Annotated in this window: 19 protein-coding genes; 6 read left to right on the top strand and 13 right to left on the bottom strand. The window is 38.8% G+C overall.

The window, feature by feature from the left end:
* Positions 1 to 70: 70 nt before the first annotated feature.
* From tpx to sppA, 5 genes are all read right to left on the bottom strand, one after another.
* The gene (tpx, locus tag Q4550_RS09755; RefSeq protein WP_303532200.1) at positions 71 to 568 is read right to left on the bottom strand and encodes a thiol peroxidase; all 498 of its coding nucleotides are present in this window, start codon (positions 566 to 568) and stop codon (positions 71 to 73) included.
* 220 nt (positions 569 to 788) lie between these two features.
* Entirely contained in the window at positions 789 to 1322 is a 534-nt protein-coding gene (gene ytfJ, locus Q4550_RS09760) for a GerW family sporulation protein (RefSeq protein WP_303532201.1), read from the bottom strand.
* Between the two features lie 31 nt (positions 1323 to 1353).
* Complete coding sequence (locus Q4550_RS09765; RefSeq protein ID WP_303532202.1) at positions 1354 to 1953, bottom strand: DUF2953 domain-containing protein; 600 nt, start codon at positions 1951 to 1953, stop codon at positions 1354 to 1356.
* A gap of 107 nt (positions 1954 to 2060) precedes the next feature.
* Positions 2061 to 2534: an RDD family protein gene (locus tag Q4550_RS09770; protein ID WP_303532203.1), complete on the bottom strand. Its 474-nt coding sequence runs from the start codon at positions 2532 to 2534 to the stop codon at positions 2061 to 2063.
* Between the two features lie 13 nt (positions 2535 to 2547).
* The gene (sppA, locus tag Q4550_RS09775) at positions 2548 to 3543 is read right to left on the bottom strand and encodes a signal peptide peptidase SppA (protein ID WP_303532205.1); all 996 of its coding nucleotides are present in this window, start codon (positions 3541 to 3543) and stop codon (positions 2548 to 2550) included.
* A gap of 284 nt (positions 3544 to 3827) precedes the next feature.
* On the opposite strand from sppA, the gene Q4550_RS09780 reads away from it, so the two are divergent.
* Entirely contained in the window at positions 3828 to 4625 is a 798-nt protein-coding gene (locus Q4550_RS09780) for an NAD kinase (protein ID WP_194219266.1), read from the top strand.
* A 170-nt stretch (positions 4626 to 4795) separates the two neighbouring features.
* Here Q4550_RS09780 and Q4550_RS09785 read toward each other — a convergent pair whose 3' ends face one another.
* Entirely contained in the window at positions 4796 to 6403 is a 1608-nt protein-coding gene (locus Q4550_RS09785; protein ID WP_303532206.1) for an amidohydrolase, read from the bottom strand.
* Between the two features lie 171 nt (positions 6404 to 6574).
* On the opposite strand from Q4550_RS09785, the gene Q4550_RS09790 reads away from it, so the two are divergent.
* Positions 6575 to 7645, top strand: coding sequence for an undecaprenyldiphospho-muramoylpentapeptide beta-N-acetylglucosaminyltransferase (locus tag Q4550_RS09790; protein ID WP_303532207.1), 1071 nt, complete (start codon positions 6575 to 6577; stop codon positions 7643 to 7645).
* A 49-nt stretch (positions 7646 to 7694) separates the two neighbouring features.
* Here the strand turns inward: Q4550_RS09790 and mbcS are convergent, their stop codons facing one another.
* The 4 genes from mbcS to Q4550_RS09810 all read right to left on the bottom strand — a co-directional run bounded on the left by mbcS (position 7695) and on the right by Q4550_RS09810 (position 12025).
* Positions 7695 to 9278, bottom strand: coding sequence for an acyl-CoA synthetase MbcS (gene mbcS, locus Q4550_RS09795; protein ID WP_303532341.1), 1584 nt, complete (start codon positions 9276 to 9278; stop codon positions 7695 to 7697).
* A gap of 115 nt (positions 9279 to 9393) precedes the next feature.
* Positions 9394 to 9594 (bottom strand): alpha/beta-type small acid-soluble spore protein, encoded by a 201-nt coding sequence (locus tag Q4550_RS09800; RefSeq protein ID WP_098444548.1) that lies wholly within the window; start codon positions 9592 to 9594, stop codon positions 9394 to 9396.
* An 89-nt stretch (positions 9595 to 9683) separates the two neighbouring features.
* A complete protein-coding gene (gene thiI / locus Q4550_RS09805) occupies positions 9684 to 10886 on the bottom strand; it encodes a tRNA uracil 4-sulfurtransferase ThiI (RefSeq protein WP_276511810.1) in 1203 nt (400 codons plus the stop codon).
* Positions 10886 to 12025, bottom strand: coding sequence for a cysteine desulfurase family protein (locus tag Q4550_RS09810; RefSeq protein ID WP_303532211.1), 1140 nt, complete (start codon positions 12023 to 12025; stop codon positions 10886 to 10888). Before Q4550_RS09810 ends, thiI begins: the two co-directional genes overlap by 1 nt.
* Positions 12026 to 12305: 280 nt before the next feature.
* On the opposite strand from Q4550_RS09810, the gene brnQ reads away from it, so the two are divergent.
* Entirely contained in the window at positions 12306 to 13622 is a 1317-nt protein-coding gene (brnQ, locus tag Q4550_RS09815) for a branched-chain amino acid transport system II carrier protein (RefSeq protein ID WP_303532213.1), read from the top strand.
* 85 nt (positions 13623 to 13707) lie between these two features.
* Here the strand turns inward: brnQ and ezrA are convergent, their stop codons facing one another.
* Positions 13708 to 15405 carry a septation ring formation regulator EzrA gene (gene ezrA, locus Q4550_RS09820; protein ID WP_303532216.1) on the bottom strand — a complete coding sequence of 566 codons (1698 nt, stop codon included), beginning with the start codon at positions 15403 to 15405 and terminating at the stop codon, positions 13708 to 13710.
* 229 nt (positions 15406 to 15634) lie between these two features.
* Here ezrA and hisJ point away from each other — a divergent pair, with 229 nt between their 5' ends.
* Positions 15635 to 16462 (top strand): histidinol-phosphatase HisJ, encoded by an 828-nt coding sequence (gene hisJ, locus Q4550_RS09825; RefSeq protein WP_283154267.1) that lies wholly within the window; start codon positions 15635 to 15637, stop codon positions 16460 to 16462.
* Here the strand turns inward: hisJ and refZ are convergent.
* Positions 16449 to 17102 (bottom strand): forespore capture DNA-binding protein RefZ, encoded by a 654-nt coding sequence (refZ, locus tag Q4550_RS09830; protein ID WP_303532218.1) that lies wholly within the window; start codon positions 17100 to 17102, stop codon positions 16449 to 16451. The genes hisJ and refZ overlap by 14 nt on opposite strands.
* Positions 17103 to 17252: 150 nt before the next feature.
* Between refZ and Q4550_RS09835 the strand changes: the two genes are divergently transcribed.
* A complete protein-coding gene (locus Q4550_RS09835; protein WP_283153874.1) occupies positions 17253 to 17738 on the top strand; it encodes a GAF domain-containing protein in 486 nt (161 codons plus the stop codon).
* A 69-nt stretch (positions 17739 to 17807) separates the two neighbouring features.
* Here Q4550_RS09835 and megL read toward each other — a convergent pair whose 3' ends face one another.
* Positions 17808 to 18986 carry a methionine gamma-lyase gene (megL, locus tag Q4550_RS09840; protein ID WP_306558420.1) on the bottom strand — a complete coding sequence of 393 codons (1179 nt, stop codon included), beginning with the start codon at positions 18984 to 18986 and terminating at the stop codon, positions 17808 to 17810.
* 361 nt (positions 18987 to 19347) lie between these two features.
* On the opposite strand from megL, the gene rpsD reads away from it, so the two are divergent.
* Entirely contained in the window at positions 19348 to 19950 is a 603-nt protein-coding gene (rpsD, locus tag Q4550_RS09845) for a 30S ribosomal protein S4 (RefSeq protein WP_136948553.1), read from the top strand.
* Positions 19951 to 20044 lie beyond the last annotated feature (94 nt).

The following is a 20044-nucleotide window of genomic DNA, read 5'->3' on the forward strand; positions in this document are numbered from 1 at the left end:
GATCACAATACAATTCCGTTAAAAAAGGACTCCGATCACGTCATCGAAGTCCTTGCCATGTTTGTTTACATTATTCAGCTTGCTTAGCGGCGTCAAGTGCAGCGTCATAATCTGGGTGATTTGTTGCTTCACTAACATATTCTGTGTATACAACTTCGTCCTTACTGTTTACTACAAAAACAGCTCTTGCTAATAAACGAAGCTCTTCCATTGCTACGCCAAAAGCTTTACCAAATGAAAGATCGCGATGATCAGATAAAGTAATAGCATCTTCAATTCCAGCAGCACCGCACCAGCGCTTCTGGGCAAATGGGAGGTCAGCGCTAATTGTTAACACTTTCACGTTATCAAGCTTAGCAGCTTCTTCGTTAAATTTACGTGTTTGAGCATCACAAACGCCTGTATCTAGTGATGGTACGACACTAATGAGACGAATACCTGCATAATCATCAAGCGTTTTTTCAGATAGATCATTAGCAAGAACAGTAAAATCAGGCGCTTTGTCCCCCGCTCTTACTTCTTCCCCTAAAAGTGTCATCGGCGTTTCTTTAAATGTAATATTAGCCATGTTCATACCTCCTTCATAATTGGTCGTATGTACGACTGTTTTCATCATATATGCCATCGCTTCTGATTTCAAGAAATCAGCTAAGGCTTTCTAACTCAGTTTTTATGAACCAGACGTATTTATGTTCGATTAATGCAACTTAGTTTTCTAGAACAACCCACAATGGCAGAAGGATCTAAGCTAAAGACCATATAAAAAAGCTACTTTAATTAAAAGTAGCTTAAAAATCCAAATCCTGCTTATCGTCATCCTGCTGTCTCTTATGACCACGGAAGAGGTGTTTTCCTTGGGATGTATGTCGCGAAGATTGTGAATCGCTTTGATGATCGTTTCCTCTTCTTCCCTTAGTATCATGATTCATATTCTGAAGAATGCTTTGTACTTTTTCAATTGCCTGTGGGGCAAGATCGAGCAATCTCTCATAAAGATGTGTGGTGTTATCAAGGTGTATCATCTTTATGTCGCCAGCACTTACAATTAAAAACGCAATTGGTGTTATGGAAACACCACCACCACTACCTCCACCAAAAGGATCGCCTTTGCTTTGCCCTTGCTGATCACGCTGATTAGACTGTTGCTTTAGCATAAATTCACTACCACCAGCAGCAAATCCAAACCCAACCTTTGACACCGTTAGAATGACGCTTCCATCAGGGGTTTCGACAGGGTCACCTATAATCGTGTTTACATCAATCATGTCTTTCAGATTTTCCATTGCAGTCTGCATAAGTCCTTCAATTGGATGTTCAGGCATTTTGTGTTTTCCTCCTTCACTTACTAAACCGCTAAGCCTCCTGTACATTCTTTTGAGACTTCATTAATTTAATTGCCGCGATCATAGCATGCCCCAGTTTAAATGTAATCATGCATCGTATATAAGTTTGAATCGTTTTCACTTCATAAATTGGTGTTACGATGAGTTGAGGGACTGAATGAAGATTAGAGTAATGTGATAAAAGTGTGAAGATAGCGACTTTTGTATTCATAATAAGTTCAGCTACTACTGCAGTACTCGCTGCGTTTCCCATTCCAAAATTTGTTTCCCATTGAATCGTTCGAAATCGTGTCTTCCTAAGAAAAAACAAAACAGATGCTTTAGCCCCAAGCGTTTTTTTCAGTAACTGGATGACCTCTTTGAGATCACCTTTCAGCCCATCTTCTTCTTTGCTTGCTTTGACAGCCTCTTCCCCACCTTCTAATAACGTTCCAAGTGGTATGGTTGTCTCATAAATTACTAATCCGAAGAGGGCTTTCACCGCTATTTGAATTTCTTCAACTGAAGTAGAGTGCTCTATTGTGAACGTTACTCTTACAGTCGAAAAAACAATAAGGGGTAAGGAGGCAATCACTAATAAGCCAAATATAGCAACAATAATAATAATCAATGAATAGCCTCCTCCCATATACCTTTCTATTTTGAGACAGTATTCATGAAAATAGAGTATAAAATAAACCTGCCCAATATGGACAGGTTTATTCATTCAGTATGTTCCTATTCCTCGTGCACAACAATTGTATCAGCGAACAAATCATGGATTCCTTGTTTCTTTTTCGTAAAAGCAACGACAAGGAAACCAACAAATAAGATTGTCTTACTAATAAATCGTCCAATGCCTTCTCTAAAAATAACCGTTCCCCATGATAAAGTCGTACTTTTAACAGAGGCTACCCTTAAACCAAAAAGCATTTTCCCTAGCGTTTGAGATAAGAACTTAGTCATCAGTATAAAATAAGCGTAATACACGATACCTGTTAATATCGCCTGTAGCGGCAGATAGGCAGGTTCATTTGCAGGAAGATCAAACCCTCTGATCATAGGAGTAATCAGAATTCCATTCAAACTTGCTACAACAATAATATCAACTAAATATGCCCAAAAGCGCATCCAGAAGCCAGCAAAACGTTCGTGCTTCACTTCTTTCTCTAACGATGCGGGAGAGGCAGTCGTACTCATTGTTTCATCCATTCTGCCTGCCTCCTTATTCAGAATATAAATACATTAACTTAGGGGATTGTGGAGTGGATAATAACTGCTGGATGCCTAAGAGATCTTTATCAGGTCCCATGAGCTTAGCTGCCGTCATTTCAAATAGAGAGTTTAATCCTAAGTTTTGCTTATATTGAACCACTTGTAACTTGCGATCCCCCACCTCTTCTTTCATACCGGCAATTGTATCTTCAAGATTTCCCAGGTCATCAACAAGGTTAACTTCCTTCGCTTGCCTTCCATCATAAATTCTTCCGTCAGCAAGCTCCCTCACTTTACTTTCATCCATTCCTCTACCTTCACTAACTACCCGAACGAATTCATCATATGAATTATCAATCATTGATTGGAGAATGTCCCGTTCTTCATCAGTCATTTCACGACTAGGAGACATAATATCTTTATGTGGACCGCTCTTAATTGTCTCCCACTTCACTCCTACCTTCTCAGCTAGTTCTGCATAGTTCATCGACTGCATAATAACACCGATGGAACCTGTAATCGTGGAAGGACTCGCAACGATTTTATCAGCTGGAGCTGAAATATAATAACCCGCAGAAGCCGTCATGCTTCCCATTGATACATAAATGGGTTTATCCGTTTTCTCTTTAATCTCTAAGAGCTTATCATGAATCTCTTCACTTTCTACTACCCCGCCGCCTGGCGTATTAAGTCTTAAAATGATGCCTTTAACACTGTTGTCTTCCCCAGCATGCTCCAAACGTTTCATAAACACAGCATGATTGTATCCAGTCTGTGGAAGAAAACTAGTGTTTGTGCCAGTGTCTTGAATAACTCCTTCCACATTCAAAACCGCAATCTTATTCGAACTACTACCTTCTTCAATAACCGTCTCTGCAAATTGGTCCGTTGTATTCATTTCTTCCTGCCATCCTCCAAATGCCAGACTAGAAACAAAATTAAACCCGATTGATACGATAATCAAAACAGCGGTAATGCCGAGGGCGATCCATCGTTTTCCATTCATAGTAAGCCTCCTCTATATCCTGATGCTATCTTATGTACGATGAAGCCAACTTATTGGTTTCATATTTTTGAGAATACCATACAAAATAAGGAACCGCACTCCATAGAAGTGTTTTAACAAATTTAGTGTGACGAGATAGGGAACTATAGAAAGTACACTTTACTCTTCTTTCCGCAATCATTCATAGCCTTGAATAATTGAACGAAATCATAATTTTTTCTTTTTTCTAAAATGCGATAATGATAAAGTAAAGAAGACAAACAGATAGACAGGGAGGAATTCACATGCCAAATCGACGGAATTTGTTTTTTTTCTATAAGCAGTCAAAAGAAATTCAGGAGAAAGTAGAACCCTTAAAGGCACTAGCAGAAAAAAACGATTTTCATATCGTAGAAACCCCTGAAGAAGCTAGCATTATTGCAAGTATTGGAGGAGATGGTGCTTTCCTTCAAGCCGTTAGAAAAACAGGTTTCAGAGAAGATTGCCTTTATGTAGGAATTTCTACTGGTGAGCTCGGATTTTATTGTGATTTCCACATCGACAACATCCAAAATATGGTAGGAGACATTTTATCAGAAGGCATTGAAGTTCGCCGTTACCCGACGATTGAAGTAAAAGTGAACAATGAATCATCCTTCTATTGCTTGAACGAGTGCACCATTCGTTCTTCAATTATTAAGACACTTGCCATGGAAGTTTATGTGGAAGATTTTCACTTTGAAACATTTCGTGGAGATGGTCTCATTGTTTCTACACCAACAGGAAGCACGGCGTATAACAAGTCCGTAAACGGTGCTGTGGTAGATCCAAAGCTTGCTTGTATGCAAGTAAGTGAACTCGCTTCACTAAACAATAATCATTACCGAACGCTTGGCTCTCCTTTTATACTAAGTGATGAGAGAACGCTTTCTCTTCAAGTTATACAGGATGGTAATGATTATCCTGTTATTGGTATTGACAATGAAGCAATGAGCATTCAACATGCTCAAGAAATTCAAATTCATATCCCAGAAAAACGCATTAAAACGGTAAAGCTTAAAAACAATTCTTTCTGGCATAAAGTTCAAAGAAGTTTCCTCTAAACGAAAGAAGCGTCGCAAAAATGTGCGGCGCTTCTTTTTTATTGACTATGTTAACGAACATCGTTGAACTTCGGCTTATTTACGATCGGTGATAACCAATCGCTTTAAGCTAAAAAACCGAGTTATCAACTATATAAGTTCACATAGATTTATATTAGTAAATATTTTTTCTATAAGAGAGAACCACGCTCTTTTTGATAAACAATTGTTTCATCAATCACTGTCATAACAGCATCTGTTTCAAGAATGAGGTCTGGATCACAATTAAATATATCGCGATTTAATACAGTGAAATCCGCTTCAAAGTTCTCTTTAATCAAACCTCTTTCATGTTCTCTTCCAATTGCAAACGCACTTCCTTTAGTAAAAAGTGAGACGCTCTCATACACAGATAATTTCTGTTCAGGATAATATCCACTATGTGTTTCCTCAGGACGCTTTCGCGTAACTGCTGCATGAATACCTAATAATGGATTCACAGGTTCAATCGGTGCATCTGATCCACCTGCAATTGGGACGCCGCTATTAAGCAGCGTTTTCCATGCAAATGACCACCTCATTCTTGCTTCGCCGAGACGCTCCATTACCCATGGAAAATCCGAAGCGACAAATCTTGGCTGAATATCAAGTATAACTGAAAGTTCTTTTAATCGTTTCAACAAATCATCACGCATGACCTGCGTATGGATAAGGCGATCTCTAAGCCCGTATGGAGCAGGGTACTGTTCAATCGCTTCAATTGCATACTCGAGTGCCAGATCACCAATTACATGAATAGCAACAGGCATATCATGAACCCTTGCTTTCTTCACAAGTTCGGCAAGTCCTTCAATGCTATGAATCGCAACTCCTGAAGTATCAGGAGAATCATTATATGGATCGCTCAATAAAGCAGTACGTCCACCAAGTGCGCCATCAGCAAAAATCTTCATCGCACCTAGCTCCACATAATTTGTTCCATCACCGAAACCTAATCCTTGCTTGCGCATCTGCTCGATTACTTCATGATGGACTAATAAATTAGCTCTAAATTTACGTTGTCCGTTAATAACATTTACAAAAGTCTCATAAGTACGTTTAAAACCACCATAGTAATTTAGATCTTCACTATGACCACCCGTAACGCCTTTCGCTACAAGGTCATCGACTGAGCAAGACAGAGCTTTTTCAAGATATTCAGTACTTACTTCAGGCATAGCATCCTTCACTAGTTCCTGGGCACGATCCAATAAATAACCAGTTGCTCTGCCTTCATTATCCCTCATGATTACACCACCTTCAGGATCTGGTGTATCATCCGTTATACCTGCAAGATCAAGGGCTATCGAATTTGCAAGTATGGCATGTCTACACACTCTTGTTAACATCATTGGATTATTTGGAGCAATATCATCTAATTCATCACGGTGGAAGATTTTGCGGTCCTGAAAGTTGTTTTCATTCCAACCTTCCCCAATCACCCAGTCAAATGAGGCTGTATCATTCACTTTGTTAATAAGGTGTCTTTTCATCTCTTCCCCTGAAGTAGCCTCAGATAAATCGAGACGCAGAAGTTTTTCTCCATGTCCAATCATGTGGAGATGACTATCCACAAAGCCAGGAATCATGACATTTCCTTTTAAATCATGCTTTTCTGTCATTTCCTTCTCGAACATAGAGGTTAGTTCTGATTTAGACCCGACCTTTTTGATACGGCCATTTTCTGTATAGACGGCTTCTACCGTTTCATTTTCATGTTCAAGCGTATAGATCTTACCACCAAACCAAAGCGTTCCCACTGATGTTCTCTCCTTTATGTAAATGTGAATTGTGAGCTAATTGTATCATTCCACATATAAACTGTGAATCTTCTGGTTTTTCATCAAACTCTTGGTTGATTTTTCAATCATGATACAATAAGAATAACAAAGAGTATATGCAAGACAATTGTTGAAGGTGAGGAAATCTCGTTGAAAAAGAAAATCTTATTTACAGGTGGCGGCTCCGCAGGGCATGTTACAGTTAATTTAGCACTAATTCCTCGTTTTTTAAAAGACGACTGGGATATCCATTATATCGGTTCTGAGAACGGCATTGAACGTCAGTTAATTGAACCTGTCAAAGGGGTTACTTATCATCATGTTGCTACTGGAAAGCTAAGAAGATATTTTGACTGGAATAACTTCAAAGATCCTTTTAAAGTAATTAAAGGTGTAGGAGAGGCTTTTTCCATTATTAAACGTGAAAAGCCTTCTGTCATTTTCTCTAAAGGGGGATTTGTATCTGTACCTGTCGTAATTGCCGGAAAAATGAATGGAGTTCCTGTCATTATTCATGAATCTGATTTAACACCGGGACTCGCTAACAAAGTAGCCATCCCTTTCGCCTCAAAGGTATGTACAACTTTCCCTGAAACGGTAAACCATTTGCCTGAAAGTAAAGCGGAATATATCGGCGCAGTTGTTCGTGATGAACTAAAAAGTGGAAAACGCTCCACTGGCCTCTCTTTTGCCAGATTCACTGGCACAAAGCCTGTTATGTTAATTATGGGCGGAAGTCTTGGTGCAAAACGAATCAATGAAGCTGTTCGCAATCAATTAGATGAGCTTTTACAAACATTTGATATTCTCCACCTGACCGGTAAAGGGCAAATGGATGAAAATTTACAAATGCAGGGGTATAAGCAATTCGAATATGTAACAGATGAACTTCCTCACTTATTAGCCATGTCTGATTTAATTGTCTCAAGAGCTGGTTCAAATTCTATTTTTGAGTTCCTTGCATTGAAAAAACCAATGTTACTCATCCCATTATCAAGAGCTGCAAGTAGAGGGGACCAAATTTTGAACGCCCAATCGTTCCAGAAATCAGGCTATGCGAATGTTCTATTGGAGGAAGATTTATCAGAAGCTTCTTTCTTAAAATCCGTGCGTGAAACATTTGAGAACCGCTCGACATATATTAAAGCAATGGAGCAGGATAATGCAGGAGATCAGGCAAATAAGATTGAAGCTTTAATCAAAAATAAAGCAAAAAAATAAGAAGAAGACCACTGAGGTCTTCTTCTTATTCTTTACTGTATCCTCTATTCTAAGACGCCCCAAGAGTTTCTTTTTGACGAAGCTCGATTCTTCTAATTTTACCCGAAGTTGTTTTCGGAAGTTCTTCAATAAATTCAACTTTTCTTGGATATTTATAAGGCGCAGTTAGCTCTTTCACATGATCTTGTAGTGTACGAACTAAAGCATCTCCCGCTTGATTGGGATCTTTCAGTACAATATACGCTTTTACTATATTACCGCGAACTTCATCAGGACTTGCGACGACCGCACACTCCCGTACAGCCGGGTGTTTCACAAGAGCATCCTCTACTTCAAATGGTCCAATTGTATATCCGGAACTAATGATAATATCATCACCTCTACCTTCAAACCAAAAGTAACCATCCTCATCTTTGGAAGCTTTATCCCCCGTTAAGTAATAGTCACCTCTGTAGGCCATTTGCGTACGCTCCTGATCCTTATAGTACCGTTTGAAAAGAGCAGGTACATCCTTATGGACGGCAATGTCTCCCACTTCTCCAACCTGAACAGGTTGACCATCTTCATTAATAATATCCACTTGATTACCAGGTGTTGGTTTCCCCATTGAACCTGGCTTTACTTCCATCCCTTTTAGAATGCCAACAAGCAATGTATTCTCAGTTTGACCATAGCCGTCTCTGACATCAATCTGAAAATATTTTCTAAACGTATCAATTACTTCACGATTAAGCGGCTCACCAGCTGAAACGGCGCTTCTGAGAGCAGGCAATTTGTACCTAGTTAAATCATCTACTTTTGCCATTAAGCGATACTCTGTTGGTGTACAACATAAAACATTAATATCATATTCTGAAAGAAAACCAAGGTACGCTTCTGGATCAAATTTACCGCTATAAACAAAACCAGTTGCACCACTACATAATGTGGCAACAAAAGGGCTCCAAATCCATTTTTGCCACCCTGGTCCTGCAGTTGCCCAAACGTTATCTCCCTCATGAATATCGAGCCATGAGGCTGAAGAAGTTCTTAAATGAGCATATGCCCAACCATGACTATGAACAACGCCTTTAGGATTTCCCGTTGTTCCAGACGTATAGGAAAGGAATGCCATGTCTTCTCTTGATGTGGCCACTCCAGCGAAAGAAGCGCTTTCATTTTTAGCTTCATCCAGTAAAGATATCCATCCATTAGCACGATTGCCTACAATGAATCTATGTTCCAAAGAAGGCGCTTCGTCTTCTACACCTTCAAATGATTCAATAAGTTCTGCTTCACAAATAACCGCTTTTGCTTCGGCATGATTAATTCGATAGATCAAATCTTTTTTCCTCAACATTTCTGAAGAAGGAATAACGACTAGACCCGCTTTCAAACAGGCAATGTATACGGCATATGTATCAATTAACCTGGGCATCATGATCAAAACACGATCTTGACTTGTTAATCCCTGGGCAGTTAGCGCACCAGCGATGCGATTCGCCTTTTCAAATAAATGTTTATATGTAATTTCTTGAACTTCGCCTTTATCACTTCGCCATTTCAGGGCCACTTTATGTTCTTTAGAAGTAAAGCGCTCCATCTCGCTTGTTAGATTATAATGTTCAGGTGCAATTAAGTCTTGCATTCTTATCCCCCTTTATTCTGCAATAATTATATTATACATAAAAGTATGAAAGTTTTGAACATTATTCCCGATAAAAAAGGAGAAGGTGTCTAATTCACCTTCTCCAAGCCATTATATTAAATTATTTGGAGTATCCTCCGAATTGCTGTTCAGATTGCTGAACAAGACGCTTTGTGATCTCGCCGCCAACTGAACCGTTTGAACGTGAAGTTGAGTCTGGACCAAGATTCACACCAAATTCAGAAGCAATTTCGTATTTCATTTGATCTAAAGCTTGTTGTACACCTGGTACAACAAGGTTGTTTGAGCTGTTATTAGCCATGAGTTATTCACCTCCTTGACACTATCATTTGATAGAAAAGGGAGGGTTATTCTCATTAACTATTGGTAGTATGGTTAAATGTTGGAAGATTAAAGTAAGTCATCAAATGAATCATCTTTTTCCTTAATAACAATCGTTTCAACACCACTTACAGCCTCTTCTACTAATTCATCAATTGGTAAGTATTGTTCAAATTTATTTGCATGTTCCCGTTTTGGTTTTGTCTTAGGTGCATCTGGCAAGAACACCGTGCAACAGTCCTCATATGGCCGAATCGAGATATCATACAGGTCAATAGCCCTTGAAATCCTCATGATCTCAATTTTGTCCATAGAAATAAGTGGCCTTAGAACAGGATAATTTGTCACTTCATTAATTGTATTCATACTTTGAATCGTTTGACTTGCTACTTGTCCAAGACTTTCCCCTGTTGCAATGGCCAGTGCTCCACTTTTTTCTGCTAACTTTTCTGTGATTCGCATCATCATTCTTCTCATAATTGTCATGCTGTAATTATCAGGCATTTCTTTTTGAATTGATTTCTGTGTATTTGTAAACGGCACAATATGAAGGCGAATGTCTCCACCGTATCGAGAGAGAACTTTTACAAGATCCTCTACTTTCTGGCGTGAACGCTCACTTGTAAAAGGGGGGCTATGAAAATGAACAGCTTCTACTTTCACTCCCCTTTTCATCGTTAAATAACCCGCGACTGGACTATCAATACCACCTGATAACATCAACATTACTTTATTATCTTGAGCAGTTGGAAGACCACCAGCACCTTCAGAATTATCGCAACTAAGGTAAGCGCCATCTTGCTTCACTTCTACCTTCAATTCCATGTCGGGATTGTGCACATCCACCGTTAATTTTTCTGTGTTAGTAAGAACATAACCGCCTATATCGCGATTCATATCTTGTGAGCGGTGTGGAAATTGCTTGAAAGGTCTCCTAACTGTTACTTTGAAAGTCATACTTTCATTACCCATTTGATCCTTAACAAGCTGTAATGCCTTTTCTTTAATAAGATCGAGATCGTGTTCTGTCTTGATGGCGACACTAAGGGAGTGAATGCCAAAAATCGTTTTTAGCTTCATAATTATCGGATCTGGATCCTCTCCATTCAATTTCACAATCATTCGGTCAAAAGATTGATGAACCTCAATGGATGGATAGTCAGACAATACCTGCTTCACTCTTTTTTTCAAAGCAGTGATAAATCCTTTTCTGTTTTTACCTTTAAGTGAAATTTCCCCGTAGCGAAGAATGATATGATCATACATAGCTATTACCTCATTACATGTTTTAGTTTAGGTATTACTTTTTGAAGCTCTTCAAGAAAGAATTCTACTTCCTCTATTGTTGTATCAAAAGAAAGGCTTATTCTAATAGCCGACTTTGCCTCTTGATCTGATAAACCAACAGATGTTAATACGTGACTTGCTGCTGCTGTTTTGGAAGAACACGCCGAACGAGTTGACACATAAATTTCTTTTTCCTCAAGCGTATGAATCAATACTTCCGGCTTAATACCAGGGACTGAGAAATTAACAATATGCGGAGCACCTAATCGAGTACTATTTAACTTCACGCATTCAATATCGGAGAGTTCTTTTAGCAACAGCGTTTGTAAAGTTTTTAACTTCTCCTTTTGAGCATCCGCTTTCCCTAAATATAATCGAAGAGCCTTTGCCATCGCGACAATTCCAGGACCATTTTCTGTACCTGAGCGAATGTCGTTTTCCTGTCCCCCTCCTGAAAGCAGTGGAAATAAAGACAGTTTATCTCGTTTTATTAATACCCCATTACCTTTTAGCCCATGAAATTTATGCGCCGAATAAGAGACTAAATCAGCTTGTACTTCATTGAAATTGAGTGGCACCTTACCAATTCCCTGAACATCATCAATATGAAAGAAAGCACGTGATTTTTGTTTAATCAACTTTCCCGCTTCTTTTATTGGTTGAATAGCACCAATCTCATTATTCACATGCATAATAGAAACAAGAATGGTTTCAGGAGTGAGCGCCTCTTCAAGATCATCTAGAGAGATTTTTCCTTCTCTGTTAACAGGTAAATACGTCACTTCAAATCCCATGGATTCAAGTTGCCGGAAGGACTCCAAAACGGAAGCATGTTCTATACTCGTAGTAATGAGGTGCTTACCTCGATTCATATATTGAAGTGCTGAACCTTTAATAGCCAAATTATTACTCTCAGTTCCACCAGAAGTAAAAATAATTTCATTCATTTTCACTTGTAACAAATCTGAAATACTCATTCTCGCTTGTCGAAACAATCGCTCTGCTTCTCCACCTTTTCGATGAAGAGAAGAAGGGTTAGCAAAAAAATTTTCAGCTGCTTTTCGATATGCATCAAGTACTTCTTTATAGGGCTGCGTTGTAGCACTATTATCCAAATAAATCATATTATGACACCTTCAGTCATCTTATATTTCCAACTAATAATCCTACCATAGGTCAAACAAATCACCAAATCAAATATTCTAGACAATGAGATAGATTCATCATTTTGTTCCTTACGCTAAGAATGGTTATGATTACCAAAGTCGAACGAACGCTGCTAGACTGGCGGATAAATTATTTGAATTATTAATCATTTTGGTTTCGTTATGATTTGTCGATCAATTGTGTTAATATGAAGTCCGAAAATTAGGACATGTTAAACAGTTTAATCAGGAGGCCCTTATGAAGTTGAAAATATCAAATAAAGACATTTTGACAATAGGACTAATGCTTTTTGCCCTTTTTCTCGGAGCAGGAAACATGATTTTCCCACCCGCGCTCGGTCATTCTGCTGGGAGTAATATTTGGGTAGCAACAGCTGGTTTTCTCATCACAGGAGTTGGACTTCCTCTTTTAGGCGTGACCGCGATTGGGTTAACGGGGGGAAACTTAAAAGATATTGCTTCTAAAGTTCATCCCACTTTCGGATTTGTATTCACTGCGATCCTCTATCTTGCGATTGGGCCATTCTTTGGAATCCCACGTACCGGCACGGTAGCATTTGAAATTGGTGTCGTGCCATTTTTGAATGAATCAACGAACGTTACCGGGATGCCATTATTTATCTATACCATTATTTTCTTCGGTATTACGTTTTGGTTATCACTGAATCCCTCAAGATTAGTGGATCGAGTGGGAAAGGTCTTAACACCTTTGTTACTTCTAGTTCTTGGAAGTTTAATCGTAGGGGCTTTTATCCATCCTCCAGGTCCACTTTCAGCTCCTTCAGCGAAGTATGAGGACGGCGTTTTCTTTAAAGGTTTTATTGAAGGTTATCTTACGATGGATGCAATTGCAGCTCTTGTATTTGGAATTGTGGTGATTCAAGCCGTCAAGGATAAAGGCATCACAGATCGAAAAACCATTTCCATCGCTGTATTGAAAGCTGGAATCCTAGCAGCAATAGGGTTAACGGGTATTTATTTATCACTTGCCTATATAGGAGCTACAAGTGTTAATCTTCTTGGTTCAGTTAATAACGGAGGAGAAATCCTCTCTAGCGTTGCGAGTTACCTGTTCGGCTCATTTGGCACACTTCTTCTTGGAGCCGCGATTACATTTGCTTGTTTAACAACATCTGTAGGACTAGTAACGGCATGTGGCGAGTATTTCTCAAAAACATATCCAAAGCTTTCTTATAAGTTTGTCATTCTGATCGTTACAATTTTCAGTGCTTTTGTGGCAAACCTTGGACTGACTCAATTGATTACATTTACATTACCTGTTTTAATTGCGATTTATCCTGTAGCAATTGTATTGATCTTCTTAACATTCATGAGCTACCTATTTTCTATCCATCACTACGTTTATAGGGGGGCTATCATTTTGACAATCCTTATAAGTGTTCCTAACGCCCTTGAGGGCGCCGGGATTATAATGCCTGGGATTACCATTCTACATAAGCTCCCACTCTATAGTGATGGCGTAGGATGGATTGTACCCGCTATCATAGGTGGAATAGTAGGATGGATAATATCTAAGAAAGATAGAACATCATAATTTTGCTAACGCAGACAAATTGTCTGCGTTTTTTTAAAAAGAAAAATACTGATTACAACAAAAAAACTCTCCTCAAGGAGGAGAGTTATGATTTAACAGGTTCTCTTACATCTTCTTTCAACGATTGAAGCACCTGTGGATCAACCTTTTCAATGGCAACTTCAGCTGTTGATAATGCTTCATCGTACTCATATTGTCTGAAGTGATCTTCTGCTTTTTGAAGCAGTTCATCTACACTTCTGTGCTTCCCTCGATATCGATTCCCAAACTGAATCAAGCGTTCGGTCAGAATGGCGTCTTCGACAAGCTTTTTTGTTATTTCAGTGCTATGTTCAACCGCACGTTCAGCATCAGAAAGCACTTCATTAATTTGATAAATATCAAGCGGTACGTCTGAAAGACGATCACTTAATTCTACAATGATATCCTCTGCCAGTTCATAACCATCTAAATATGATTCTGGAATGCCTGGTAGATTACTTAACTTCATCATTCTTCTTGATTCAATTAATCTTCTTTTCAAATCTTTAATCGTCTCAAGCGCTTTAAGCTCATCTTTTCTTAACATATGCAAATTCTCTTTTTGAATTTGCATTTCATGATCAATTGAAGCAAGATCTTCTTTTAAGGAAAGTACCGTTTCAGCAAGTGTGGTAAATGCCTGCTTATTGCCTTCAACTGCTCCAATAACAGCATTAAACCGAATATGCATATCAGAAATCTTTTTCTCAATTTCTTTAATCATTTTCAATTCCTGTTCCTCTAAACGGTAGCTGAGCTGTACAACATTCGTTTCTTCTTGCAAGTCTTGAAAGTGATTATTAGTTTTAAGCAGCTCATGTTCAAGCTCCTCTACTTTCTCCGTAACAAGATGCCTTGCATCTACTTCAGATTCCAATTGATCATATAATCCTTCAATATTTCTTCGCACTGTATCAATTTCTATCTTGATCTCTTCGACTTCCGTCTTCTCAATAGCCGAATCCCATCTGACTAAATCTGATTCGACGTGTTCAATATGATCTTGAATTTCCAAATGATCAAGTACATAGCCTTCAGACTCCATCACGGAAGTTCCATCTTCAAGCTCTTTTAGTTGAGAAGGTATCTGCGTATGCACAAGCGCTATTAATTCTGGTGTAACAGAAATTTTTTCTTGAACAGCTGTTAACCGCTCTTGGGTTTCTTTCAACACACTTCTAGCTTCAAGATAGTTACCTTCTTCGGTTAGTTGTTCATAACGCTTAAGATTTTGTTTAAGTTCTTCGAGTTCAGCTTCTAGTGTAGGATAAGCCTTACCAAGTGAACGATTTTGCGAAAGAAGTCGCTGTTTGGCTTCCCTGAATACCTCTTGAACGGAAACAATTTCTGTTCTATTCTGCTCTTCACTCGAAACGAGCTCATTAATATCTTCTAACATTAGTTCAATCCGCTTTTCAATCTGTTCTAATCGTTCACGTGTTTCAACTAATGTTGCTTTCGCTTTTCTAAAGCGATACCTCTCAGCAGCTTCCTCGGTATCCATAAGCTGCTCTTCCAAGTTGGGAAGCTTAACTGCTACGATCTCATCCCACTCTTCACGCCATTTTTCAAATTTTTCTTCCGTTTGACCTGACATTGTTAGACCTTTCACCTTCGAAATCTCATCTGTCACAGGTCTGTTTAATATATCAATCTTCCATTCTTCTAGACGATCGATTTCATTGTATATTTTTCTTCTAGCAAAAGTGCCGTATAAAATGACGGCAACAAGTAAAATAATCGCAATGACAATATACTCCAACGGAAGCACCCCTTCTTCCACATCATCAATTTATGTATACATGCTAAAACAGCAGTCTAAATCATCAGATATAGATCTTTTATAAACGAATATGTACGAATTTCATCAATGTTTTTATGATACCATGTAATTACCTCTTTGACTAAATAAATTCAATATTCGACAACTAAAATCCTTGATTTTATTATAAACTTTTTCATTTATTGAAAGAAGGTGCTTTTGGATGATTATTTCATATGATGGACACATACACTCTCCATTTTGTCCACATGGATCAACAGATTTATTTGAGGATTACGTAGAAGCTGCTATTCAGTTCGGTTACAAAGGCATGACATTTACTGAACACGCTCCTCTCCCACAAAATTTCCAGGACCCTGTTCCAAATCAAGATAGCGGAATGAAATGGGAAGTACTAGAAAACTACTTTGAAAATATTCAGCAGCTAAAACATAAGTTTAAGGGAAAAATTGAAATTAACTGTGGACTAGAGGTTGATTTTATTGAAGGCTATGAAGAAGAGACAAAACAGTTTCTTAATACAGTAGGACCACAATTAGATGATGCGATTCTTTCTGTTCATTTTTTGAAAGAAGGAACTAACTATACTTGCCTTGACTACAGTCCAGAAGCTTTTGAACGACTAATTGCTTCATTGGGTTCCGTTGATAAGGTTCACCAAAAGTATTACGAAACGCTATTGAAGTCAGTACATGCTGATCTAGGAAAGTATAAGCCTACTCGAATTGGACATATAACTTTAGCAAATAAATTCCAGAAAAAACACCCGTCTAAAAGTTCCTTTTTCTCGGAAATCTCTACATTACTTGATGCGATTAAAGGAAGGGGCTTTTCATTAGATTATAATGGAGCCGGAACAGTGAAACCTTTATGTGGAGAGCCATATCCAACTGACTGGGTTATACGTGAAGCAATAAAACGAGAAATCCCTCTCGTCTATGGCTCAGATGCCCATAGCGCAAAAGGGATAGGTCAAGGAGCAGAACGACTTATTACACACTCTCTACAATCACCAACTATGCTTAGCCGTTCATAACGAACGGCCTTGCTTCCCAAATTCCAGTCTTACAAATATATCGTTCTATCCATTCATTTAATTGTTTCGTATATCGTTCAATAAAGTAATGTTCATTTGGCTGAATATGATGCACTTCTAGTATATATTGAGGTTGCAAAAACGGCATAGAAAGCATGCCTCTCATTTGCATGATGATATAATCAATGGATTGTGGACGAAATTCCTCCCTTGCAAACCCCACCTCAAATATTTTGCTAAAGTAGTACTTTTCTTTTGCTAGATAAGTGGTCATGATTTCCCGAACAAGCACTGAATCAAAGGTGACCTCTCGAAGTACAAACCTTGCGAGTTGCCTATTCTGATACTGATACTCCATAATCCTTTCAATTGCTTCAGCGAGACAGCTTCTGGCAGATTGCGCATCAAGCTGCTGATATACTTTTTCGAGTTCCTTTACATACCCTTCTAGAAATGACGTCATTAGAAACTCAGCTAACCCCTTTTTGCCGTTAAAATAATACGAAATCAGGGCAACATTCACATCAGCTTTACCCGCTATATCTCGCACTGAAGTACCGTTAAAACCCTTTGTATTGAAAAGTTGAATGGCGGCCTGTATGACACTTCGCTTCGATGCTGTATCTCGCTCCTGTTTCACTAGGAACCACCTCCAAATAATACGATCTAAATTATTGATTCGGTAATAACATAGGCAATCCTTTATTAATCGTACGACAAAATATGTGTATTAATCTGCAAGATTTGATATGATGGTCATAATTTCGATGTAAGGAAGAGGTGTTTTGACATGTTTGAAGTCGAATCCTATTCAGGCAAAAGAGAAAAAGATTATCAAATGGTAATTAAACAACTAAGAGCACTGCTAGATGGTGAAACAAATCAGCTCGCTAATCTTGCAAATGCCTCTGCTTTATTAAATCAGTTTCTAACAGATGTCAATTGGGTTGGATTCTATTTATACGAAAAAGAGACCGATCAACTTGTGCTCGGACCTTTCCAGGGACTTCCAGCATGCGTTCGTATTCAGAACGGTAAAGGAGTCTGCGGCACAGCATTTAAAGAAGGCAAGACGATGCGAATTGGCAATGTTCATGATTTCCCCGGACATATTGCATGTGACGCTGCTTCACAATCTGAAATTGTAGTGCCAATGTACACTTCAGATAAACTACTCGGAGTGCTTGATATCGATAGCCCTAAAGTTGGCCGTTTCGATGAATTGGATCAGGAGTATTTAGAGAAATTTACTAAAGCATTGCAAGATTTTCTTTAGAGTTGAAGTAAAGTGCTTTGAACCTATACTACTTAAAAAACCATTAGAGAAATTCTCTAATGGCTTTTTTTAGTTCTCTAACGCTTGAAGAATATCTTCCCAAATATCCTCCCATGCTTCAAGACCAACAGAAAGGCGAATAAGAGTTTCACTAATTCCCATCCTTAATCTCTCCTCTTCCGGGACAATCGCATGTGTCATTGTAGCGGGATGTTGAATCAGGGTTTCGGCATCTCCGAGACTAACAGCTATTTTAATCATATTAAGTCTATTCATGAAGGCTTGGGAGTCTTTCTTCCCCCCCGCAATTTCAAAACTAATTAAACCGCCTGAGCTTTTCATTTGTTTTTGAGCAATAGCATACGATGAAGATTCTTCCAAACCCGGATACATCACGTTCGTTATAGCAGGATGCTCAGCTAATTTCCTCATAATTTGTTTAGCATTTGAAGAGTGACGATCCATTCGAATAGGGAGGGTCTTTAAGCCTCTTAACAATAGCCACGCATCGAATGGTGAAAGAATTCCACCTATATCCTTTTGCGTACTTTTAGCAATTGAAGAGATGGTCTCTTGGTCACCCACAACTAAACCAGCTACCACGTCTCCATGGCCACTAATATATTTCGTTGCACTATGCAAAACAATGTCACAGCCAAATTCTAACGGGCGTTGTAAATAAGGAGTCGAAAATGTATTATCCACCACAACCTTAATTCCTTTTTCTTTTGCGACTGCAGAAACCATTTCAAGATCAATTAATTTCAATGTTGGATTAATCGGAGTTTCAATATATATAACTTTAGTATTTGGACGAATTGCTTTTTGTAGTTGCTCAACTGAGTCTAGCGGAAGCAAGTCATGTTCGACTGAAAATTTCTCTTCTAACATTTTAAGTAATCCGAAAGTACATCCGTAGACCCCTTCTGAACAAAGAATGTGATCGCCTGTCTTCACTAGGTTCAAAAGAACAGCAGACACAGCGGCCATTCCTGAACCAAACGCTAAGCCTGCCTCAGCATTTTCAAGAGAGGCAATCCGCTCTTCCAACATTCGAACAGTAGGGTTTCCAAGTCTTGAATAAATATAGCCAGGCTCCTCACCTGCAAACCTTCGTTCACCAGCCTCAGCTGTTTCAAAGGTAAAAGTTGATGTTTGATAAATAGGAGATGCCAGGCTGTTGTGATGCGATTTAGATTCATATCCATCATGAATTGTTTTTGTCTCAAAGCGATGCTTCCTTGTCAAAATAATAACCCCCTGTTATAAAATAACTAGATACACCTCCATTGTAAGCGTTTTCAATTATAAGGTGAAGAGGTATTTATCTTTCTCATATCCTAAAAAATGATGTCGACGTGCTATCTATTCATCTCATTTCTACTAAAGTTGACATCTAATGCTGAAAGAGTTACAATAGCATTTGTGTAAAATAAGAATGGGCAGCAGCGTGACGGGCTGTGATTTCATTGTGTTCCTTTTAATAGGTACGCCGCGTAACCTCCGGCTGTCGAGGTGAAGGCGTGTGAAAACACAATGTGCACAAACCGGAATCACGACACTGTTTTTATTTTATACCAATAATAATGGTATAAAGGAGGAGCTAATTATGGCTCGTTATACAGGACCAAGTTGGAAAATTTCTCGTCGTCTTGGTATTTCTCTAAGTGGAACAGGTAAAGAATTGGAAAAGCGTCCTTACGCTCCAGGTCAACACGGACCTAACCAGCGTAGAAAGCTTTCTGAATATGGTCTTCAACTTCAAGAGAAGCAAAAGCTTCGTCACATGTACGGCATGACTGAGCGTCAATTCCGTCGTCTTTTCGATGATGCTGGCAAAATGAAAGGTGTTCATGGTGAAAACTTCATGATTCTTCTTGAAGCTCGTCTTGATAACCTTGTTTATCGTCTAGGTCTAGCTCGCACTCGCCGTCAGGCTCGTCAGCTAGTTAACCACGGCCACATCACAGTTGATGGCAAACGCGTTGACATTCCTTCTTACCGTGTAGCGACTGGTCAAGTGATCAGCGTTCGTGAGAAGTCTAACAACCTTGACATCATCAAAGAAGCTATCGAAGTAAACAATTTCGTTCCAGAATACCTTACTTTCGATGCAGATAAGCTTGAAGGTACGTTCTCTCGTCTTCCTGAGCGTTCTGAACTTCCTGCTGAAATCACTGAAGCTCTTATCGTTGAGTACTACTCTCGTTAAGCTGTTTCAAAAACCCCGGAACTTATTCCGGGGTTTTTTTATGTCCCAATTTACTTAGCACAAAAAACATAAAAAAAAAGAGAAAGACCCTCCT

The organism is Anaerobacillus sp. 1_MG-2023, assembly GCF_030547345.1.
GTDB classification, from domain to species: domain Bacteria; phylum Bacillota; class Bacilli; order Bacillales; family Guptibacillaceae; genus Guptibacillus; species Guptibacillus hwajinpoensis_B.

Bases quoted from the DNA above. Each gene is read 5' to 3' on its own strand.
- Q4550_RS09780 (WP_194219266.1), top strand. From the start codon at position 3,828: ATGCCAAATCGACGGAATTTGTTTTTTTTCTATAAGCAGTCAAAAGAA.
- ytfJ (WP_303532201.1), bottom strand. From the start codon at position 1,322: ATGCCTGAACATCCAATTGAAGGACTTATGCAGACTGCAATGGAAAAT.
- sppA (WP_303532205.1), bottom strand. From the start codon at position 3,543: ATGAATGGAAAACGATGGATCGCCCTCGGCATTACCGCTGTTTTGATT.
- Q4550_RS09810 (WP_303532211.1), bottom strand. From the start codon at position 12,025: ATGATTTATTTGGATAATAGTGCTACAACGCAGCCCTATAAAGAAGTA.
- rpsD (WP_136948553.1), top strand. From the start codon at position 19,348: ATGGCTCGTTATACAGGACCAAGTTGGAAAATTTCTCGTCGTCTTGGT.
- Q4550_RS09835 (WP_283153874.1), top strand. From the start codon at position 17,253: ATGTTTGAAGTCGAATCCTATTCAGGCAAAAGAGAAAAAGATTATCAA.
- tpx (WP_303532200.1), bottom strand. From the start codon at position 568: ATGGCTAATATTACATTTAAAGAAACGCCGATGACACTTTTAGGGGAA.
- Q4550_RS09800 (WP_098444548.1), bottom strand. From the start codon at position 9,594: ATGGCTAATAACAGCTCAAACAACCTTGTTGTACCAGGTGTACAACAA.
- Q4550_RS09770 (WP_303532203.1), bottom strand. From the start codon at position 2,534: ATGGATGAAACAATGAGTACGACTGCCTCTCCCGCATCGTTAGAGAAA.
- brnQ (WP_303532213.1), top strand. From the start codon at position 12,306: ATGAAGTTGAAAATATCAAATAAAGACATTTTGACAATAGGACTAATG.